Origin of the sequence: Agromyces terreus (assembly GCF_009749465.1) — a bacterium.
Classification (GTDB): Bacteria; Actinomycetota; Actinomycetes; order Actinomycetales; family Microbacteriaceae; genus Agromyces; species Agromyces terreus.
Map to the genome: position 1 here is coordinate 47,028 of NZ_WBIS01000002.1, position 17,747 is coordinate 64,774.

Consider the following 17,747-nt stretch of genomic DNA (forward strand, 5'->3'; position numbering starts at 1 on the left):
CCCGGCTCGAGGGCGACCGCCGTCAGGCTCCGTCGCCGCCGTCGGGGCCGTGCGCGGTCCGGCGTTCGGCGTCGGCCGGATCCTCGGGGCGCTGCACGGGGATCGCGGCGGTGAACGACGAGGCGCGCTCCTCGGCATCGGCCGTGCCCGAGAAGAGGCCCGCACGCTCGCGCTCGGGCTCGGCGTGCGGCGTCTTGGGCGCGTCGCTTCGGGCTGGAACGGCACGATCGCCGCGGTCGGCGGCACGCTTGCCGTCACCGCCGTCACCGCCGTCGGCCCCGACGGTCGCGGCATCCGTCGTCGCGCGGTCGCCGGCGCTGCGACCATCGCCGATCAGCACCCGCTGGCGCGGCAGCGCATCGGCGTCGGTCTCGCGCACCCACTCGACGAGCCGCTCGCGGGCGACGCAGCGCAGATCCCAGAGCGCGGCGGAGTCGGCGGCGCTCACGAGCACCCGCACCCGCACGAATCCGCCCGTCGCCTCGGTGACCTGGAGCACCGAGGTGCGGCCGTCCCAGAGGTCGGAGCCCGCGAGCACCCGATCGAGCTCCGCGCGCATGGCGTCGGTCGAGACGCGCCAGTCGACGTCGAACTCGACCGCGCCGATCAGCGCGCTGCCGTACTTCGTCCAGTTCTCGAACGGCGTGGTCGTGAAGTACGTGCACGGCAGCACGACGGTGCGCTCGTCCCACGTCACGACGACCACGTAGGTCAGCGTGATCTCCCGGATACGCCCCCACTCGCCGTCGACCACCACGACGTCGTCGACGCGGATCGCCTCGCTGAACGCGATCTGCACGCCCGCGAAGACATTGGCGAGCACCGTCTGCGCCGCGAGGCCCGCCACGATCGAGGCGATGCCGGCCGAGGCGAGCACGCTCGCGCCCACCGCCCGAACCTGATCGAAGGTGAGCAGGATCGAGCCGATCGCGACGACGACGATGACGACCACCACGAGCCGGCGCACGATCTGCATCTGGGTGCGCACGCGCCTCGCGACCCGGTTGTCGGCGACGTCGACGTCGTAGCGCGCGACGCTGATGTCGGCCAGGAACAGGAACACCTGGGCCACGAGCCATGCCCCGAGCGCGATGACGAGGATGAGCGCGAGGTGCTCGAGCGCGGGAAGCGACTCCTGTTCTGGGAACGCGACGCGCACCGCGATCCAGAGGCCCACGACGAGCAGGATGCTGCGGAACGGCCACCGCGCCCGCTCGATGAGGATCGCGGCCCAGTCCCGCCGGCGTGCGATGGCGCGCACGATGAGCGACGCGATCGCGGAGATCGCGAGCACCCCCAGGAACACGATCGCGACGGCGATCGCGAATCCGATCCACGGGTGGCCTTCGAGCAACGACTGCATACATCTCCTTCTCGGGTCCGTCCCAGCCTATGCAGCGCCTCGGCCGCCTGGCTGGGTACGGCTTCAGGTGCGGCATCCGCCCTTCCCTCCGGACGGCGGATGACGGATGATGGCTGCACCCGTTGATCGAAGGAGATCCGATGGCCCGCAGTCCGCGCCCCGATGCGACCGTTCCCGACCTGTCCGTGTTCGACTTCCTCTTCGGCGGCCTGGGTGAGGAGGACCTCGACCAGGTCGCCATCGTCGACGGCATGTCCGGGGCCGAGACCACCTACCGGCAGCTCGTCGGCCAGATCTCGCTCCTCGCCGGCGCGCTCGCCGACCGCGGCGTGGGCGTCGGCGACGTCGTCGCGCTGCTCTGCCCGAACGTGCCCGCCTTCGCGACCGTCTTCCACGGCATCCTGCGCGCGGGCGCCACCGCGACGACCGTGAACTCGCTCTACACGCCCGACGAGATCGCCAACCAGCTCACCGACTCCGGCGCGACCTGGTTCTTCACGGTGTCGCCGCTGCTGCCGGGGGCGAAGGCCGCGGCCGAACGGGTCGGCATCGCCGACGACCACCTCATCGTGCTCGACGGCGCCGAAGGGCACCCGTCGCTGCGCGACCTCCTCGGCGAGGGCCATCGGGCTCCCGACGTGACGTTCGACCCGGCCGAGCACCTCGCCGTGCTCCCCTACTCCTCGGGCACCACCGGCCGTCCGAAGGGCGTCATGCTCACGCACCGCAACCTCGTCGCGAACGTCGCGCAGAACATGGCCGCGATCGGGCTCGAGCGCGACGACCGCGTGCTGGCCGTGCTGCCGTTCTTCCACATCTACGGCATGACGGTGCTCCTGAACTACGCGCTGCGCTGCCGCGCGAGCCTCGTGACGATGCCGAAGTTCGACCTCGCCGAGTTCCTCCGGGTGATCGGCGAGCACCGGGCGACGTGGCTCTTCATCGCGCCGCCGATCGCGGTCGCGCTCGCGAAGCATCCGCTCGTCGCGGAGGCCGACCTCTCGAGCGTCAAGGTCGTGTTCTCGGGCGCCGCGCCCCTCGACGGCGCCCTCGCCGAGGCCGTGGCCGAGCGACTCGACTGCACCGTCTGCCAGGGGTACGGCATGACCGAGACGAGCCCGGTCACGCATGTCATCGCGGTGGACCGGCCCGACCTCGACCGCTCGAGCATCGGCCACCTGCTGCCCAGCACCGAGGCGCGCGTCGTCGACGTCGAGTCGGGCGCCGACGTCGAGGTGCCCGCCGACGGCGCGAGCGAGCCGGGCGAGCTCTGGATCCGCGGGCCGCAGGTCATGAAGGGATACCTCGGCAACGACGAGGCGACGGCCACGATGCTCGACGCCGACGGGTGGCTGCACACGGGCGACATCGCGACGGTCACTGTCGACGGCGTCTACCGCATCGTCGACCGACTCAAGGAGCTCATCAAGTACAAGGGCTATCAGGTCGCGCCCGCGGTGCTCGAGGCCGTGCTGCTGGGGCATCCGAAGATCGCGGATGCCGCGGTCATCGGCGTGCTCGACGAGGACGGACAGGAGATCCCGAAGGCGTTCGTCGTCGTGCAGGCCGGGGCGGATCTCACGGCCGACGAGGTGATGGCGCACGTCGCCGAGCACGTCGCCCCGCACGAGAAGGTGCGCGAGGTCGAGTTCATCGACGTGGTGCCGAAGTCGACCGCGGGCAAGATCCTCCGCAAGGACCTGCGCACGCGGCAGGCGACGGGGGCGGCGAGCTGATCCGGGCCGACGGGGGCCGCACGGGCGTGCCGGCGCCGAGCAGGGCATCGCGATGACGCGCACCGCCGATCGGAGGGGCACCACCGAACGGCGATGGGCCGTGGCGCGCGACGCCGTGGCCACACGGCTGTGGCCGCTGCCGGTCGCCGCGGTCGTCGCCGCCGTCATCCTCGGCATCGTCGTGCCCATCATCGACGTCGCGGTCGATCCGCAACTGGCGGGCACCTCCGCCGACCTGCTCTTCGGCAGCGGCACCGCGGCCGCACGTTCGGTGCTCTCGGCGATCGCGGGCTCGATGATCACCGTGACCTCGCTGACCTTCTCGCTCACGGTCGTCGCGCTGCAGCTCGCCAGCAGCCAGGCGTCGCCGAGGGTGCTGCGGCTCTTCGCCGCCGACCGCACGGTGCACGCCACCCTCGCGCTCTTCCTCGGCACCTTCGCGTACTCGCTCACCGTGCTGCGCACGGTCTCGGACTCGGGCGAGGGGTTCACCCCGCGCATCGCGGTCACGCTCGCCTCGCTCCTCACCTTCGCGAGCGTGATCCAGCTGACGGTGTTCCTCGCGCACCTCGCCCGGCAGCTCCGGGTCGAGACCGTCATGCGCGACGTGCACGCCGAGACCGACCGCACGATCGCGCTGCTCGTGCAGACGTCGGAGACGCCCGCGGCCACGGCGCCCGCCGAACCGGACGAGGTCGAACTCGTCGTGGCGCCCGGGTCGGGATTCATCACGGGCGTCGACCGGCGCACGATGATCGAGGTCGCCGTCGAGCACGATCTGGTCGTGCGCGAGCTGCGCGCGATCGGCGCGAACGTCATCGAGGGCACGGCCATGCTCGAGTGGTGGCCGAGGCCCGCCGGCGCGCAGACCGAGGAGCTCGACGGGGAGGCGATCACGAGACGACTCGCTGCCGCCGTGCAGATCGGCTACGAGCGCACGCCCACGCAGGACGTCGGCTACGGCGTGCGCCAACTCGTCGACATCGCCGCGCGCGCCCTCTCGCCCGGCATCAACGATCCGACGACCGCGGTGCACGCGCTCGGCCACCTCAGCGCCCTCCTGGCCGATCTCGGCGGACTGCCGCCGACGCCGCCCGCCCTCGCCGACGACCGGGGCATCGCCAGATCGGTGCCCGCGCTCGACGGGTTCGAGGAACTGCTCGAACTCGCCGTGCAGCAGCCGCGGCGATACGGCGTCGAGGACCCCGCCGTCGTGAGGCGCCTCTACCTGCTGTTCGACGAGCTCGGCGAGCGCGTCCGCGACCTCGGCCGACGCGGGGCGATCCGCCGCAGCCTCGATCGGCTCGACGCATCGGTCGCCGCCGCCCGCTACCTCGACGAGGAGCGCGAGGAATTCGACGCGCTCAGTCGACGGGCCAGAGCACGCCTCTGAGCGCCCGACGACGTCCGGCGTGTCCGATCGACCGTGCTGATCGGCGCGCCCACGACGCGGATATGATCAGCCCGCACACCTGCCGAGGGCGGGGTCGAAGGGGCCGAAGATGAGCGATGCGACGCGCACCAAACCGCAGTTGAACGACCTCGCGTACATGCGCGACGCGGTCCTGTTCGACGGCCCGCAGGCTCCGCACAAGCTGAGCCGGTTCTGGATGCTGCTCATCCTCTCGTCGATCATCGCCGCCGCGGGCGTCGTCGCGGACTCCACCGCCACGGTCATCGGCGCGATGATCGTGGCGCCGCTCATGCTGCCGATCCAGGGCACCATGCTCGCGACCGTGCTCGGCGACCGCGACGCCCTGATCCGCTCGCTGCTGCTGCTCGTCGCCGGCGCGTCCACGGCCATCGGCATCGGGTTCGTCGTCGGGCTCATGGTCGTGAACGACGTGGTGGCCGCGACCAACTCGCAGGTCGCCGGCCGCGTCTCCCCGGGACTCATCGACCTGCTCGCTGCGCTCGCGACCGGCATCGTCGGCTCGATCGCCCTCGTGCGCCGCGACATCTCCGACGCGCTCCCGGGGGTCGCGATCGCGATCTCGCTCGTGCCGCCGCTGTCGGTCGTCGGCCTGACGCTCGAGTCGGGCGCGCCCGACCAGTCGATGGGGGCGCTGCTCCTCTTCCTGACGAACGTGGCCGCGATCATCGGCACCGGCATCGTCGTCATGGCGGTGTACGGCGCAGGCCGGCTCGCGGCCCCTCCGGCCGACGCCCGCGTGATCGCGCGCAAGCGCCGCAACACGGCGATCGCCCTGACGGTCATGGGCATCGTGGTGCTCGTGCCGCTCACCGTCTCGAGCGTGCAGACGGCCGAGAACATCACGCGCGAGGCCACCGTGCACCACATCGCCGACGAGTGGGGCGGCGAGAACGACTGGGTGCTCACGGGCGTGAAGACCACGAACGGCATCCTGGTCGCGGCGTTCGAGGGCGACGGCGGCGACCCCGACACCGCGACGCTCGAGAGTGCGCTCCGCGCCGCGGGCATCGACCCGGCCGAGGTGCAGATCGAGCTCGTACCGACCTACACGGTCAGGCTCGGCCCCGAGGCGACGCCCGAAGGGGATTAGGCACGGCACCGCAGCGCGGGCCCGCTCCCGCGCGCACCGACGCCGAAGGGCCGGGACGCGGCATCCGCTCGCGCCCCGGCCTCATCGGCCGGCGCCTTACGCCGCGGCGTCCTCGTCCCCGACGGCGGCGCGCAGGGCGGTGCCGAGGTCGGCGTCGACGTTCGTCCAGTACTGGAAGAAGCGCTCGCGGATCGCGTCGACGGTGATGGCCTCGCCCTGGCCGGTCAGGGTCTCGAGCAGGCGCTGCTTCGCCTCGTCGGAGTAGACCTCCCGGTAGAGCGTGCCCGCCTGGCCGAAGTCGGAGTCGTCGCTGCGCAGGGTGTAGGCGGCGCGCACGAGCTCGCCGTCGCCCTCCCACGAGCCCTCGCCCGCGGCATCCGCGTTCGCGACCGGGCCGCCGAACGAGTTCGGGGCGTAGACGGGCGTCGAGGGCGAGTTGAACCCGTGGCGCTGGGCGCCGTCCTGCGAGTAGTTGGCGACGGATGCCGCGTGCGGCGCGTTCACCGGGATCTGGTTGTAGTTCGTGCCGACGCGGTAGCGCTGCGCGTCGGGGTAGCTGAACACGCGCGCCATGAGCATCTTGTCGGGGCTGATGCCGATGCCCGGCACGGTGTTCGCGGGCGAGAAGGCCGCCTGCTCGATCTCGGCGAAGAAGTTCTGCGGGTTGCGGTCGAGCGTGAGGGTGCCGACCGGGATCAGCGGGTAGTCGGCGTGCGGCCACACCTTCGTGAGGTCGAACGGGTTGAAGCGGTAGGTCTTCGCGTCCTCGTACGGCATCACCTGGACGTGGAGGTCCCACGTCGGGTGGTCGCCGGCCTCGATCGCGTCGTGCAGGTCGCGGCGGTAGAAGTCGGCGTCCGCGCCGGCGATGGCCTCTGCGGTCGCGGCGTCGAGGTGCAGGTCGCCCTGCCGCGAACGGAAGTGGTACTTCACCCAGAACTGCTCGCCCGCGGCGTTGATCCACTGGTACGTGTGCGAGCCGAAGCCGTGCATCTCGCGCCACGACTTCGGCAGTCCGCGGTCGCCCATGAGGTAGGTGACCTGGTGCGCCGACTCGGGCGAGAGCGTCCAGAAGTCCCACTGCATGTCGGCGTCGCGCAGTCCCGAGCCCGGCAGGCGCTTCTGCGAGTGGATGAAGTCGGGGAACTTGATCGCGTCGCGGATGAAGAAGACCGGGGTGTTGTTGCCGACGATGTCGTAGTTGCCCTCGGTCGTGTAGAACTTCACCGAGAATCCGCGCACGTCGCGCCACGTGTCGGGCGAGCCCTGCTCGCCGGCGACCGACGAGAAGCGCATCAGCGTCTCGGACTCGGCACCCGGCTGGAACACCGCGGCGCGCGTGTACGCGGAGACATCCGCCGTGACCTCGAAACGGCCGAACGCGCCGCCGCCCTTGGCGTGCACGATGCGCTCGGGGATGCGCTCGCGGTTGAACTGCGCGAGCTTCTCGACGAGGTAGCGGTCGTGCAGCACCGTCGCGCCGTCGGCGCCGACGGTGAGGGAGTGCGCATCGCTCGCGACGGGGGTTCCGGTCTGGGTGGTCGTGTTCTCGGTCATCGGTTCCTTCTCTGTAGGGTGACGGATGCCGCGACGGCGCGCCGGACGCACCCGCGAACGGGTACGACGAACGGCGCCGGACACGGCGATGGCACGGACGTGCGTGATGCGGCTGCCGCTAGACGCCCGCCTCCTGCTGACAGCTCGCGCAGAGGCCCCAGAACGTGACCTCGGCCGTGTGCACCACGAACCCGCTCGCGTCGGACGGGGCCAGGCACGGCGCCTGCCCCACGATGCAGTCGACGTCGGCCACGGCACTGCACCGCGTGCACACGATGTGGTGGTGGTTGTCGCCGATGCGGCTCTCGAACAGCGCCGGCGAACCGGCCGGCTCGATGCGGCGCAGCAGCTCGGCGGCGCTCAGGTCGCCGAGCACGTTGTACACGGACTGCAGCGAGATGCCCGGATGCCCGACGGCCACGCGCGTGTGGACCGTGTCGGCATCGAGGTGCCCGTTGCCGGTGACCGCCTCGAGGACCGCGAGGCGCGGCTCCGTGACGCGGAGCCCCGCCGAGCGGAGGTGCTCGGCGGCCGCGGCGCGGATCTCGTCGGTGGTCATGTCAGCAGCCTAGCGCTTGTTTTGAGTCATTCAAAAGAACTGAGCGGATGTCACGGGCACGGCCCCTCAGTACTGCAGGAGCGAGAACGTCTCGTGCCCGTCGTCGAGGGCGGCCCGCCCGCCGAGATCGACGAGTTCGATCGCGACCGAGACGCCCGCGACCCGCCAACCGGCCCGCTCGACGAGCCGGGCCGCGGCGGCCACCGTGCCGCCCGTGGCGAGCACGTCGTCGACGATGAGCACGCGCGTGCCCGGAGCCAGTTCGCCCTCGTGCACCTCGAGCGCGGCCGTGCCGTACTCGAGCGCGTACTCCTCGCGGAGCACCCGGCGGGGCAGCTTGCCGGCCTTGCGGATCGGCAGCAGACCCGCGCCGCAGAGCGCCGAGGCGGCGCCCGCGAGCAGGAAGCCGCGCGCCTCGACGCCCGCGAGCACGTCGAAGCGACCCGCGAACGGCTCGACGAGCGCCTCCGACAGGGCGTGGAACGCGGGACCGTCGGCGAAGACGGGCGTCAGGTCGCGGAAGAGCACCCCCGGCTCGGGGAAGTCGGGAATCGTCGCGAGGTTCGATTCGACGAGGGCGCGCACATCCTGCTGGGTCACCGCTCAAGGCTACTCCGGGGGCGTCGGCGCGCCGCCGCCGGTCGAGGAGGCGCGCCGGCGCCGGTCGAGGAGGCGCACCAGCGCCGTCTCGAGACCCATCCGCTGGTCTCGAGACGCTTCGCTCCTCGACCGACGCTTCGCTCCTCGACCGACGCTTCGCTCCTCGACCGACGCTCCGACTTCAATCGTTCGTCGGAGGCTCTGCACAGGCCCGCCCTGCGAGCATGGAGGGACCCCGACCTCTGGAGCCCCCGTGTCACCGAAACGCCTATACCGCACCTTCGCCGTCGCGGAGGCGATCACCTGGACCCTGCTCATCGCGGGCATGGTCCTGAAGTACGGATTCGGCGTCGACATCGCCGTGACGATCGGCGGCGGCATCCACGGGTTCGTGTTCCTCGCGTACGCGGTCGTCGCCGTCGTCGTCGGCGTGAACCAGCGCTGGAACCTCGGGCGCATCGCCTTCGCCCTGCTCACCGCGATCGTGCCCTACGCGACGATCCCGTTCGAGCTGTGGCTCGTGCGCCGCGGACACCTCGAGGGCGGATGGCGCCGCGAGGCCGGCGACCACCCCGACGACGGGTCGCTCCCGAACCGCGTGCTGCGCGTCGTGCTGGCCCGGCCGGTCGTCTCGATCGCCGTCGGCGTGCTCGCGGTGGCCGCCGCGTTCACGGTGCTGCTCGTCATCGGGCCGCCCGTCCCGCCGCCCGCATAGCCCGCGACATCCGCCCGCCGCTCGCCGTGCAGGAATCGAGGCGCCATCCTCGCTGTCAGGCGGGGATGACGCCTCGTTTCCTGCAGGAGCGCAGTGCGCCTACCGCCCGACGCGGTTGACGAGCGCGGTCCAGACCAGCGCGGTCGTCGAACAGGCGAGCAGCACCACGAACACCCACGGCAGGGCCGCGAGCCCGATCAGGCTGTACAGCACCGCGCCGAGCAGCGCGCCGCCGCCGATGCCCGTGTTGAACGCGGTCGTGTAGAAGGATGCCGCGGCGTCGCGGATGCGCGCCGAGGCCGTGTGCAGCAGTCGGGTATTGAGCATCGTGGGCAGCGCCCCGAACGCGGTGCCGAACAGGAGGAAGCTCGCGATGCCGACCACGGGCGTCGTCGGGAAGAGCGCCAACCCCGCGACTCCGGTGCCGGTGGCGACGAGGGCGACCACGAGCCCCGCCGTCGGTCGCCGCCCGAGCACCGCGCCGGCGAGCACGAGGCCCACCGCGCCCGCGATGCCGTAGGCGAGCAGCATCGGGCTGATCGCGCTCGACGGCAGCCCCATGACGTCGGTGATGTACGGCGCGATGTACGTGTAGAACGTGTACATGCCGATCATCGTCACCGCGGTGATGAGGCACACGACGAGCACCGGCACGAACGTGCGATCGCTCCGCAGGCGCAGCGGCGCGGCATCCGCCTCCCCGGCGTGGTGGCGCACCGGCGGCAGGAACCGCCACACGAGCAGCGCGCCGAGCAGCGTGAGCCCGCCCATCGCCGCGAAGGCGAACCGCCAGCCGAGCGCCTGGCCGAGCGCGGTGCTGAGCGGCACGCCGAGCACGAACGCCGCCGACCCGCCCGCGACGCTGATCGACACGGCTCGCGCGAGCTGCTCCTTCGGCACGAGATGGCCCGCGTAGGCGCCGACGACCGACCAGAAGACGCCGTGCGCCGCGCCGCCGAGCACGCGCGTGGCGAGCACCGTCGGGTAGTTCGGGGCGATCGCGGTGAGCACGCAGCTGAGCGCCAGCACCGCGAGCGTGATGACGATGAGGCGACGACGGGGGATCCGCTTCGTCAGCGCGGCGAGCGGAACGGTCAGCACGACCACCGTTCCGGCGAAGACCGTGACCAGCAGGCCGACGAGCGGCTCGCCGACGCCGAGGTCGCGGCTCATGTCGGGCAGGAGGCCGGTCGGGATCATCTCGATCGTGACCGACAGGAAGACGGCGGCGGCGAGCACGACGAGCCCGAGCCAGGGGAACGGCGGCGCGGGATGCACCGTGGGAATCGAAGAGGTCATGTGATGCGCCTGGACGAGTCGTCGACGTGGGGGCGCGAGCGGGGTTCCGCGAATGCGCGACATGCCACGTGGACTGCGCGCCGATGTGCGCGCCCAGGGCCGACGGGATCCGACGACCGCGACCAGTCTATCGAGCGGATGCTGCGAGCGTTCCTGTGGGCTCGCGGAGATCGGAGACCGGCCGGTCGTCGACGAACCGGATGGCCGACCGCTTCAATCCCTCGGCGACGACATCGACCTGCACGGGCTCGATCGACGGGAACTCGCCCGCCAGGTCGCGCAGCGCCTGCTCGATCGGAAGCGGTCCGGTGGCGGCGAGGCTCGCGACCACGGTGGTGCCGGCGACGGCGCACACCCGGGTCATCGGCAGCGCGGACAGGCGCTCGGCGACCGCGTCGAGTTCGGAGAGCCGCGGCATCAGGCGCAGATGCGCCTCGGTCGCATAGCCCAGCGACGCCGGGCTCACGACGCCGCGGATGAAGACCTGCCCGTTCGATCGCGCCCGCTCGAGCCGGTTGCCGACCGTCGCCGTCGACACGTTCAGTCGCTCGGAGAGCGACTCGGCCGTGGCGCGACCGTCGAGCGCCATCGCCTCGAAGAGCGCCTCGGATGCGGGGTCGAACTCGGCCGGGGAGGCGAACAGGCGCGCCATCTCGTCGGCCTGGCCGAGCTGCGCCTGCTGCTCGGCGGTCAGGACCTCGGGGCGCCACCCCGAGCTCGTGCGGTGGTATCTCGTGATCGGGTCGAGCTCGTACGCCGTCACGCCCGGGATCGCGCCGAGCACGTCGAGGAACGCCCGCGCATCGCCGACCCGCAGGTAGGCCTCGCCCACGCACGTGTTCGACGACGCGAGCATCGAGAGCATCGGGACATCCGCTCGCTCTGCGAGGGTCTCGGCGACCTCGCGCAGCGACGCCGGCGTGGCCGTGACCCGCAGCGAATACGGCGCGAGCCCGAGGCCGGCCGGGTTCGGCAGGGCCAGCACGCGCACCACGCCCTCGTCGAGCAGGCGGCGCCCGCGACGGGCGACGCTGCGCTCGGGCTCGCCGATCGCGGCGGCGATGCGGCGCCACGGCGCCCGTCCGTCCTGGACGAGCGCCGCGGCGACCCGGCGGTCCACGTCATCGAGTGGGATGCTCATGCACCGATCCTCCCCCGAGACCGCGCGCGGTGCGAGTCAGCGACCCACGTAGTGCAGGATCCCGGCCATGGCCGCCCGCGCTCCGGTCACGACCGCGCTGCGCGCATTCGGCTTGAAGAACGGCGAGTGGTTCGCGGCGGGCATCTCTCCGCTCGCGAGATCGGCCAGCGGGAGGCATCCGAAGCCCCAGAAGACCACGGGCACGCCGATCGCGTCGCCGAGCCAGCCGGCGTCCTCGGAGCCCATGCCCATCTTCTCGTTCAGGATGCGACCCTCGCCGAACTCGGCCTCGAGCGCGGCCGTCACGGCCAGCGTGTGCTCGGGGTCGTTGTAGAGGCGCGGGAAGTTGTTGATCGGCTCGATCGTGGGCTCTGGCGCTCCGGATGCCGCCGCTTCAGCGGAGACGATGCGGCGGATCGCGGACAGCACCTGATCGCGGGTCGTCTCATCGGGCGTGCGCACGTTGACCGTGAACTCGGCCGACTCGGGGATGATGTTCTCCTTCAGGCCTGCGTGGAACGTGCCGACCGTGACGACCGCAGGCGTGCGCGGCGCGAGCTCGCGCGAGACGATCGTCTGCAGGCGCAGCACCGTCGAGGACGCCTGCACGATCGGGTCGATCGCCATCTCGGGCGAGGAGCCGTGCGCCTGCTTCCCGTGCACCGTGATGCGCCACGAATCGGCCAGCATCGCCATCGACCCCTCGGAGATGAAGACGACGTTCTCGGGCAGCGGCCCGACGTGCTGGGCGAGCACGACGCTCGGCTTCGGCGCCTTCCGCCAGAGGCCGTCATCGATCATGGCCTTCGCGCCGGCGGCCGTCTCCTCGGCGGGCTGGAAGACGAAGACGACCGTGCCGGCCCAGCTGTCGCGGCGCTCGAGCAGCAGCTGCACGGCGCCGAGCGCGGCGGTGATGTGGGTGTCGTGCCCGCAGCCGTGCATGACCGGGGCGGTGTCGCCGTTCGGCAGCGTGCCCGTCGCCGTGCTCGCGTAGTCGAGGCCGGTCTGCTCGAGGATCGGCAGGCCGTCGGTGTCGGCGCGGAACGCGATGACCGGCCCGTCGCCGTTTTCGAGCACGGCGACGACGCCGGTGCCGCCCGAGATGAACGACGCGACGCCCAGCTCGCCCAGCCGCTGCTGGATGAACGCGGCCGTCTCGGACTCGCACGAGGAGAGTTCGGGGTGCGCGTGCAGGTGCCGGTAGATCGCGATGTGCTCCTCGATGAATTTCTCGGAGAGCTCGGTCGGGTGCGAGGCATCCGCTGCGCTGGCGAGGCCCGCGAGGGCTCCGGCGATGGTGTCGGTCATGTCCGTCTTCCTGTCGGTGCTGGTGGTGCTGGGGTGTCGGTGGCGCTGGTTCGGCGGGGGATGCGTCGAGCTGAGCGGATGCCTCGTGGCCGGCGTCAGTCGGTGACGCCGGCGTCGGCGTACGACTCGGCGTCCGCTTCGGCGGGGGCCTTCGACTTGGGCTTGATCAGGAACGAGACGAGCTGGGGGATCATCGCGCCGAAGACGGCCGGAAGGATGAAGGCCTGCACGGTCTCGATGACCTCGCCAGGAATGAGGCTCAGCAGCCAGGTGCCGAGCAGGCCGACGATCACGATGAGCGTGATCAGGTGCACGATCACCGCGCCGATGATGGCGGATCCCGAGATGAACTCGGCCCGCTTCGTGCCGGCCTTGGCGCCGAGCTTGTTCTGCGCGACGATGCTCGCGGGGAGCAGCTTGTTGCCGATGTTGCCGATCATGAACGCCTGGTACATCGCCGACTTGCCGAGGATCGGGTAGTACATGATCGGCTCGATGATCGCCCCGATGCCGAGCAGCAGCGCGACCGCTCCGACCGCGGTCCAGAACTCTCCGGCCGTGATGCCGAGACCGGTGCCGAATGCGACGAAGAACGCCGCCGCCATGGTGATGACGAGCCCGAGTCCGAGGGTGATGGGCCCCCAGATCGAGGTGGTGCGATCGAAGTCCGCGATGCTTCCGGAACGGACGGGGGCTGAGGTGCCGAGTGCCATGGGAATGCCTTCCTGGGTCGAATCGATGCGGTCGGGTCAGCTCACCGCGACGGCGGCGCCGACGAGGAGGGAGCCGAAGATGGCGATGCCGAGACCCCACTCGCGCAGCCAGTGCACACCCCACTTCATCGCGGCCAGGAGGCAGGCGCCGCCGATGACCGCGCTGACCACGAGCACGATGCCGTTGATCGGCGACTTGCCGACCTCGCTGATGATGAGGAACGCGAAGGCGAGCGGGAGCACGACGAGCGGCGCGATCGCCATGACCTTCGGGTTGACCTTGCGCAGGACCTTGCCCGTCTGGTTGAACAACGGCGTGATGATGAGGGCGGAGACCATCCACAGCACGCCGAGCACGCACATGGCGGCGAACGAGATGGCGAACACCTTCGCGGTGTAGCCGTCGCCGCCGAGCGAGGCGCCCACGGTCGAGGCGCCGATTCCGGCGGCGGCGACGTCGTACGGCGCGGAGCCGACGAGACCGATGCGCGTGAGCACGGCCGGGGTGCCGAACAGCGGGAGCAGCGAGAGCGCGACGAGCGCGACGGCGAGCGACGGCCCGATCGCGGCGACGGCGCCGGTGCGCACCGCCTGCGTCACCTCGGCCTGGGTGAGTTCGGCCGCCGTGGCCGACTTCCGGATGGCCCTGAGGTAGATGACCGACTGGAGCACGATGACCGCGAAGACCGCGACCGCCAACGCCCAGAGGATCGGATGGAAGGCGATCGCCGTGAGGTCGCCGCCGGTTGACACTACCCTAAGAGCCATGAGGCCTCCGCTTGATTGAGTGGCCGTTGTTTCGGATGAAACGGGACGATACGGCCGAAAAGTTTGTTGCACAAGAGCTGAGTGGCCATTAGTCCACTCTTTCGGTGTTTCCGGTGACGACCGCGAATGTGAATTGCGTGTGACGATTCCGCGTGTGACACTTACTTCCCGAACGCCACTTGGTTTTGGTGTTCGGCTCGATCCACGTGAGACGAAGGAGTTTCCATGTCGTTCCGCCTGTCCTTGCGCTGGGGAGCGGGCGCAGCCGCGGCCCTGGCCGCCGCCGCACTCGTCGGCCTGACCGCCCTCCCCGCGGCTGCGGCCCCGACTGCCGGACCCGCCGCTGCGTCGGTCGCAGCCCACCCCGGCAAGGGCGGCGCGTCCTGCTCGCGCACCCTGCCCACCGGCACGTCGACCCTCGCCGTCCCGTTCGACGGGGAGAGCTTCCAGGTGCGCGTCCACGTGCCGACGTCCGACGCGCGGCGCGACCTGCCGCTCGTGCTCGACCTGCACGGCTCGAACAACAACGGCGACCTGCAGGCATCCGTCTCGGGTCTCGACGCCATCGCCGACGCGGAGCGCTTCATCGTCGCCGAGCCGACCGGCGACCTCGCGTTCCCTGCCACGCTTCCGGGCGGCAACTGGGCGTGGAACGTGCCCGGCGTGCCGCTGACCTCCGGCGACATCCCCGGCGCCGACGCCCGCGACGACCTCGCCTACCTGACCGCCGTGGTCGACGCGATCGACTCCGCCGGCTGCGTCGACGACGCCCGCGTGTACGCGACGGGCTATTCGGGTGGCGGCCGCATGGCCTCCGCCCTCGCCTGCGCCGAATCCGACGTCTTCGCCGCGATCGCCCCGGTCGACGGCCTGCGCGCCGGCCGAGCGGATGCCGCGAACCTCGCCACCATCGAAACCGGGACGTGCGACCCGGTGAACCCCGTACCCGTCATCACCTTCCACGGCACCGCCGACCCCGTGAACCTCTACGACGGCAACGCCGACCCCCGGTGGGGATACTCCGTCGAGGTCGCGACGGCCGCCTGGGCCGACATCAACGGATGCCGCCGCGGCCCCGTCTCGACGACCGTCAGCGACGAGGTGACGAAGCTCGCGTGGTCGAAGTGCGCCAACGGCGCCGACGTCGTGCTCTACCGCGTCACCGACGGCGGGCACACCTGGCCCGGCAGCCCGATCGACATGAACGGGTTCGGCATGGGCTCCATGACCACCGACATCAGCGCCTCGCAGCTCATGTGGGACTTCTTCGAGCAGCACGCGCTCGACACGAAGCACCCGCGCGATACGCACGGCTCGGCCGGCCACGGCGGCTGGAACCACAGCGGGTCGCACCACGGCACGCACAAGGGCGGCTCGCAGCACGGCTCCGACAAGGGCGGCTCGCAGCAGGGCGGCTCGCAGCAGGGCGGCTCGCGGCACCGCTCCTGACGGATGCCGGCACGGCCGGGCGCCCCGGAATCGGCGCGCCCGGCCGCAGCGGTCGTCGGACGGATCCCGTCGCCCCGGGCGCCTGCGGGCGAGGCGCTCGATGCGCCGGGCCGGTGCTCGATGCGCCGCCTGGATGCAGGGTTCCGTGCCGACCGAAGGGGAACATCGGTGCGACATTCTTCGAACACACCTTCGAATCTCGGCCGATTCTCCGCTAGAATCGAACCATGACCAGCCCACCCGTCGCACTCCGCGAATTCGCAGAGGCATGCGACGAGGTGCTCCGGGCGTGGGCTGGCGCGCTGGTCGCACACCCAGGTGACGCGCCCTCCGCCGACGCGGGCTCCGACGTGCGCGCCATGAGCGATGACGGGCTCGTCCGGGCGACCGAAGCACTCGCCCGACTCGGTCGACGCGTCGAGGCGCTGCAGGCGCGGTGCGCGGCCGGCGTCGCCGAGCGCTCGAGCGGGGTCGACCCGCAGGCGAGCCTTGCGCGCAAGCACGGGCATTCCTCTCCCGAACGGCTCATCGCGCAGGCGACCGGCGGGCGATACGCCGATGCAGCCCGGCTCGTGGCCGTCGGCCAGGCGACGAGCACCCGTGCGAGTTTCGCCGGCGACCCCCTGGCGCCCCGACACCCGCACGTCGCCGACGCACTCGACCGCGGTGCGATCGGCGTCTCTGCGGCCGAGGTGATCCGACGCTTCACCGACGGGCTGGCCACACGATGCGAACGCGCCGACCTCGAGGCATCGGAGCGATGGCTCGTCGAACGCGCACCCCAGGTCGGCATCGACGGCCTGGTCCGCCTGATCAAACAGCTCGAAGCCCGACTCGATCCCGAGGGCGTGAAGCCCCGTGAAGACGAACTGCGGGCTCGACGCGGCCTGTCCATCTGGGAAGACGCATCGGGCGTCATCAACCTCAAGGGCGCCTTCGATCCCGTCAACGGCGCCCCGATCAAGCTTGCGATCGAGACCCTCGTCGGGGTCGAGCTTCGCCGTGCACGCGACGCGAAGCGTCCGTTCGGGTCGGCCGACGACGGTGAGATCGATGGGGTCGGCACCGATGGGGTCGGCATCGGTCCGGGCGACACCGGTCCTGGTGGCACCGGTCCTGGCGGCACCGATCCGGTGATGGGCGAGGTGCGTACCATTCAGCAGCTCAACGCCGACGCGCTCGCCGACATCGCGCGTCTCTCCTTGACGAGCAAGCAGGCCCCGGCGGCACTGCGGGCGGTCACGGTCGTCGCCCGCGTCGATGCGGTCGACTTCACCTCCGGGCGCGGGCACGCCACGCTCGACGGCATCGACCAACCGATCTCCATCGCGAGCGTGCACGAGTTGGCCACGGCGGCCGGCATCGCGCCGATGCTGATGGGCGAAGGCCACCACGTGCTCGAGTTCGGTCGAGCGGCTCGCCTCTTCTCGGCCGCGCAGAAGATCGCGTTGGTCGAGCGCGACGGCGGGTGCGCGTGGCCCGGCTGCTCACGGCCCCCATCGCATGCCGAGGCGCACCACATCGCGTGGTGGAAGCGCGACAACGGCACCACCGATCTCGCGAACGGCATCATGTTGTGTGCGTTCCACCATCATCGGGTGCACGACGATGGCTGGCGCATCGAGATCCGCGATGGTCGCAGCTGGTTCATACCGCCGGCCCGACTCGATCCGCACCAGAGGCCGCGTCCGGGCAATGCCGGGCCCCGACATCCGGCCAACAGGCCGCCTGGCAGAACCGGCAGAACCGGCAGAACCGGCAGAATCAGCCCGATGCAATCCGCCGACGCGGCGTGAGCGCAAAGCGGGAGCGCGCGCGTACGCGCGAAGCACGTGCGCGCGGGAGCGAGGGAGCGCGCGGGAACGCGGGAGCGCGTGCGCGCGGGAGCGCGGGAGCGCGGGCGGCCCGGGGCGCCCGCCTGCCGCGGCGTGCCTCCGCGGCCGACAGCACGCCCGTCGGCACCCGCGCCGGTGGCACGTAGACTGGTCGGGTCAGGCATCCGCCCGCGGCATCC

At 71.4% G+C, this 17,747-nt stretch carries 15 protein-coding genes; 6 read left to right on the forward strand and 9 right to left on the reverse strand.

Annotated elements, in window-relative coordinates; translation table 11 throughout:
- Positions 1-22 precede the first annotated feature (22 nt).
- Entirely contained in the window at positions 23-1,363 is a 1,341-nt protein-coding gene (locus tag GQQ92_RS05385; protein WP_197738105.1) for a mechanosensitive ion channel family protein, read from the reverse strand.
- Between the two features lie 140 nt (positions 1,364-1,503).
- Between GQQ92_RS05385 and GQQ92_RS05390 the strand changes: the two genes are divergently transcribed.
- The 3 genes from GQQ92_RS05390 (at position 1,504) to GQQ92_RS05400 (ending at position 5,624) form a co-directional block, all read left to right on the forward strand.
- Positions 1,504-3,099 (forward strand): AMP-binding protein, encoded by a 1,596-nt coding sequence (locus tag GQQ92_RS05390; protein WP_156998225.1) that lies wholly within the window; start codon positions 1,504-1,506, stop codon positions 3,097-3,099.
- 52 nt (positions 3,100-3,151) lie between these two features.
- A complete protein-coding gene (locus GQQ92_RS05395) occupies positions 3,152-4,492 on the forward strand; it encodes a DUF2254 domain-containing protein (RefSeq protein WP_156998226.1) in 1,341 nt (446 codons plus the stop codon).
- Between the two features lie 109 nt (positions 4,493-4,601).
- Positions 4,602-5,624, forward strand: coding sequence for a DUF389 domain-containing protein (locus tag GQQ92_RS05400; RefSeq protein WP_156998227.1), 1,023 nt, complete (start codon positions 4,602-4,604; stop codon positions 5,622-5,624).
- 96 nt (positions 5,625-5,720) lie between these two features.
- Here GQQ92_RS05400 and GQQ92_RS05405 read toward each other — a convergent pair whose 3' ends face one another.
- From GQQ92_RS05405 to GQQ92_RS05415, 3 genes are all read right to left on the reverse strand, one after another.
- Entirely contained in the window at positions 5,721-7,181 is a 1,461-nt protein-coding gene (locus GQQ92_RS05405; protein ID WP_156998228.1) for a catalase, read from the reverse strand.
- 118 nt (positions 7,182-7,299) lie between these two features.
- Positions 7,300-7,740 carry a Fur family transcriptional regulator gene (locus GQQ92_RS05410; protein WP_156998229.1) on the reverse strand — a complete coding sequence of 147 codons (441 nt, stop codon included), beginning with the start codon at positions 7,738-7,740 and terminating at the stop codon, positions 7,300-7,302.
- Between the two features lie 66 nt (positions 7,741-7,806).
- A complete protein-coding gene (locus tag GQQ92_RS05415; RefSeq protein ID WP_197738106.1) occupies positions 7,807-8,340 on the reverse strand; it encodes an adenine phosphoribosyltransferase in 534 nt (177 codons plus the stop codon).
- A gap of 253 nt (positions 8,341-8,593) precedes the next feature.
- Between GQQ92_RS05415 and GQQ92_RS05420 the strand changes: the two genes are divergently transcribed.
- Positions 8,594-9,055, forward strand: coding sequence for a DUF3817 domain-containing protein (locus GQQ92_RS05420; RefSeq protein ID WP_156998230.1), 462 nt, complete (start codon positions 8,594-8,596; stop codon positions 9,053-9,055).
- 99 nt (positions 9,056-9,154) lie between these two features.
- Here the strand turns inward: GQQ92_RS05420 and GQQ92_RS05425 are convergent, their stop codons facing one another.
- The 5 genes from GQQ92_RS05425 to GQQ92_RS05445 all read right to left on the reverse strand — a co-directional run bounded on the left by GQQ92_RS05425 (position 9,155) and on the right by GQQ92_RS05445 (position 14,284).
- Positions 9,155-10,354 carry an MFS transporter gene (locus tag GQQ92_RS05425; protein WP_197738107.1) on the reverse strand — a complete coding sequence of 400 codons (1,200 nt, stop codon included), beginning with the start codon at positions 10,352-10,354 and terminating at the stop codon, positions 9,155-9,157.
- A 127-nt stretch (positions 10,355-10,481) separates the two neighbouring features.
- Positions 10,482-11,495: an Lrp/AsnC family transcriptional regulator gene (locus GQQ92_RS05430; protein ID WP_156998232.1), complete on the reverse strand. Its 1,014-nt coding sequence runs from the start codon at positions 11,493-11,495 to the stop codon at positions 10,482-10,484.
- A 36-nt stretch (positions 11,496-11,531) separates the two neighbouring features.
- A complete protein-coding gene (locus tag GQQ92_RS05435; RefSeq protein WP_156998233.1) occupies positions 11,532-12,803 on the reverse strand; it encodes an amidohydrolase in 1,272 nt (423 codons plus the stop codon).
- Between the two features lie 95 nt (positions 12,804-12,898).
- Positions 12,899-13,516 carry a hypothetical protein gene (locus tag GQQ92_RS05440; protein WP_156998234.1) on the reverse strand — a complete coding sequence of 206 codons (618 nt, stop codon included), beginning with the start codon at positions 13,514-13,516 and terminating at the stop codon, positions 12,899-12,901.
- A 36-nt stretch (positions 13,517-13,552) separates the two neighbouring features.
- Positions 13,553-14,284: a DUF5058 family protein gene (locus GQQ92_RS05445; RefSeq protein WP_156998235.1), complete on the reverse strand. Its 732-nt coding sequence runs from the start codon at positions 14,282-14,284 to the stop codon at positions 13,553-13,555.
- A gap of 225 nt (positions 14,285-14,509) precedes the next feature.
- On the opposite strand from GQQ92_RS05445, the gene GQQ92_RS05450 reads away from it, so the two are divergent.
- A complete protein-coding gene (locus GQQ92_RS05450) occupies positions 14,510-15,733 on the forward strand; it encodes an extracellular catalytic domain type 1 short-chain-length polyhydroxyalkanoate depolymerase (RefSeq protein WP_156998236.1) in 1,224 nt (407 codons plus the stop codon).
- 359 nt (positions 15,734-16,092) lie between these two features.
- Complete coding sequence (locus GQQ92_RS05455) at positions 16,093-17,529, forward strand: HNH endonuclease signature motif containing protein (RefSeq protein ID WP_232057579.1); 1,437 nt, start codon at positions 16,093-16,095, stop codon at positions 17,527-17,529.
- The last annotated feature ends 218 nt before the right edge of the window (positions 17,530-17,747 follow it).

Coding starts and splice junctions, on each gene's coding strand:
- GQQ92_RS05385 (WP_197738105.1), bottom strand. CDS start 1,363: ATGCAGTCGTTGCTCGAAGGCCACCCGTGGATCGGATTCGCGATCGCC.
- GQQ92_RS05390 (WP_156998225.1), top strand. CDS start 1,504: ATGGCCCGCAGTCCGCGCCCCGATGCGACCGTTCCCGACCTGTCCGTG.
- GQQ92_RS05395 (WP_156998226.1), top strand. CDS start 3,152: ATGACGCGCACCGCCGATCGGAGGGGCACCACCGAACGGCGATGGGCC.
- GQQ92_RS05400 (WP_156998227.1), top strand. CDS start 4,602: ATGAGCGATGCGACGCGCACCAAACCGCAGTTGAACGACCTCGCGTAC.
- GQQ92_RS05405 (WP_156998228.1), bottom strand. CDS start 7,181: ATGACCGAGAACACGACCACCCAGACCGGAACCCCCGTCGCGAGCGAT.
- GQQ92_RS05410 (WP_156998229.1), bottom strand. CDS start 7,740: ATGACCACCGACGAGATCCGCGCCGCGGCCGCCGAGCACCTCCGCTCG.
- GQQ92_RS05425 (WP_197738107.1), bottom strand. CDS start 10,354: ATGACCTCTTCGATTCCCACGGTGCATCCCGCGCCGCCGTTCCCCTGG.
- GQQ92_RS05430 (WP_156998232.1), bottom strand. CDS start 11,495: ATGAGCATCCCACTCGATGACGTGGACCGCCGGGTCGCCGCGGCGCTC.
- GQQ92_RS05435 (WP_156998233.1), bottom strand. CDS start 12,803: ATGACCGACACCATCGCCGGAGCCCTCGCGGGCCTCGCCAGCGCAGCG.
- GQQ92_RS05440 (WP_156998234.1), bottom strand. CDS start 13,516: ATGGCACTCGGCACCTCAGCCCCCGTCCGTTCCGGAAGCATCGCGGAC.
- GQQ92_RS05445 (WP_156998235.1), bottom strand. CDS start 14,284: ATGGCTCTTAGGGTAGTGTCAACCGGCGGCGACCTCACGGCGATCGCC.
- GQQ92_RS05450 (WP_156998236.1), top strand. CDS start 14,510: ATGTCGTTCCGCCTGTCCTTGCGCTGGGGAGCGGGCGCAGCCGCGGCC.
- GQQ92_RS05455 (WP_232057579.1), top strand. CDS start 16,093: ATGAGCGATGACGGGCTCGTCCGGGCGACCGAAGCACTCGCCCGACTC.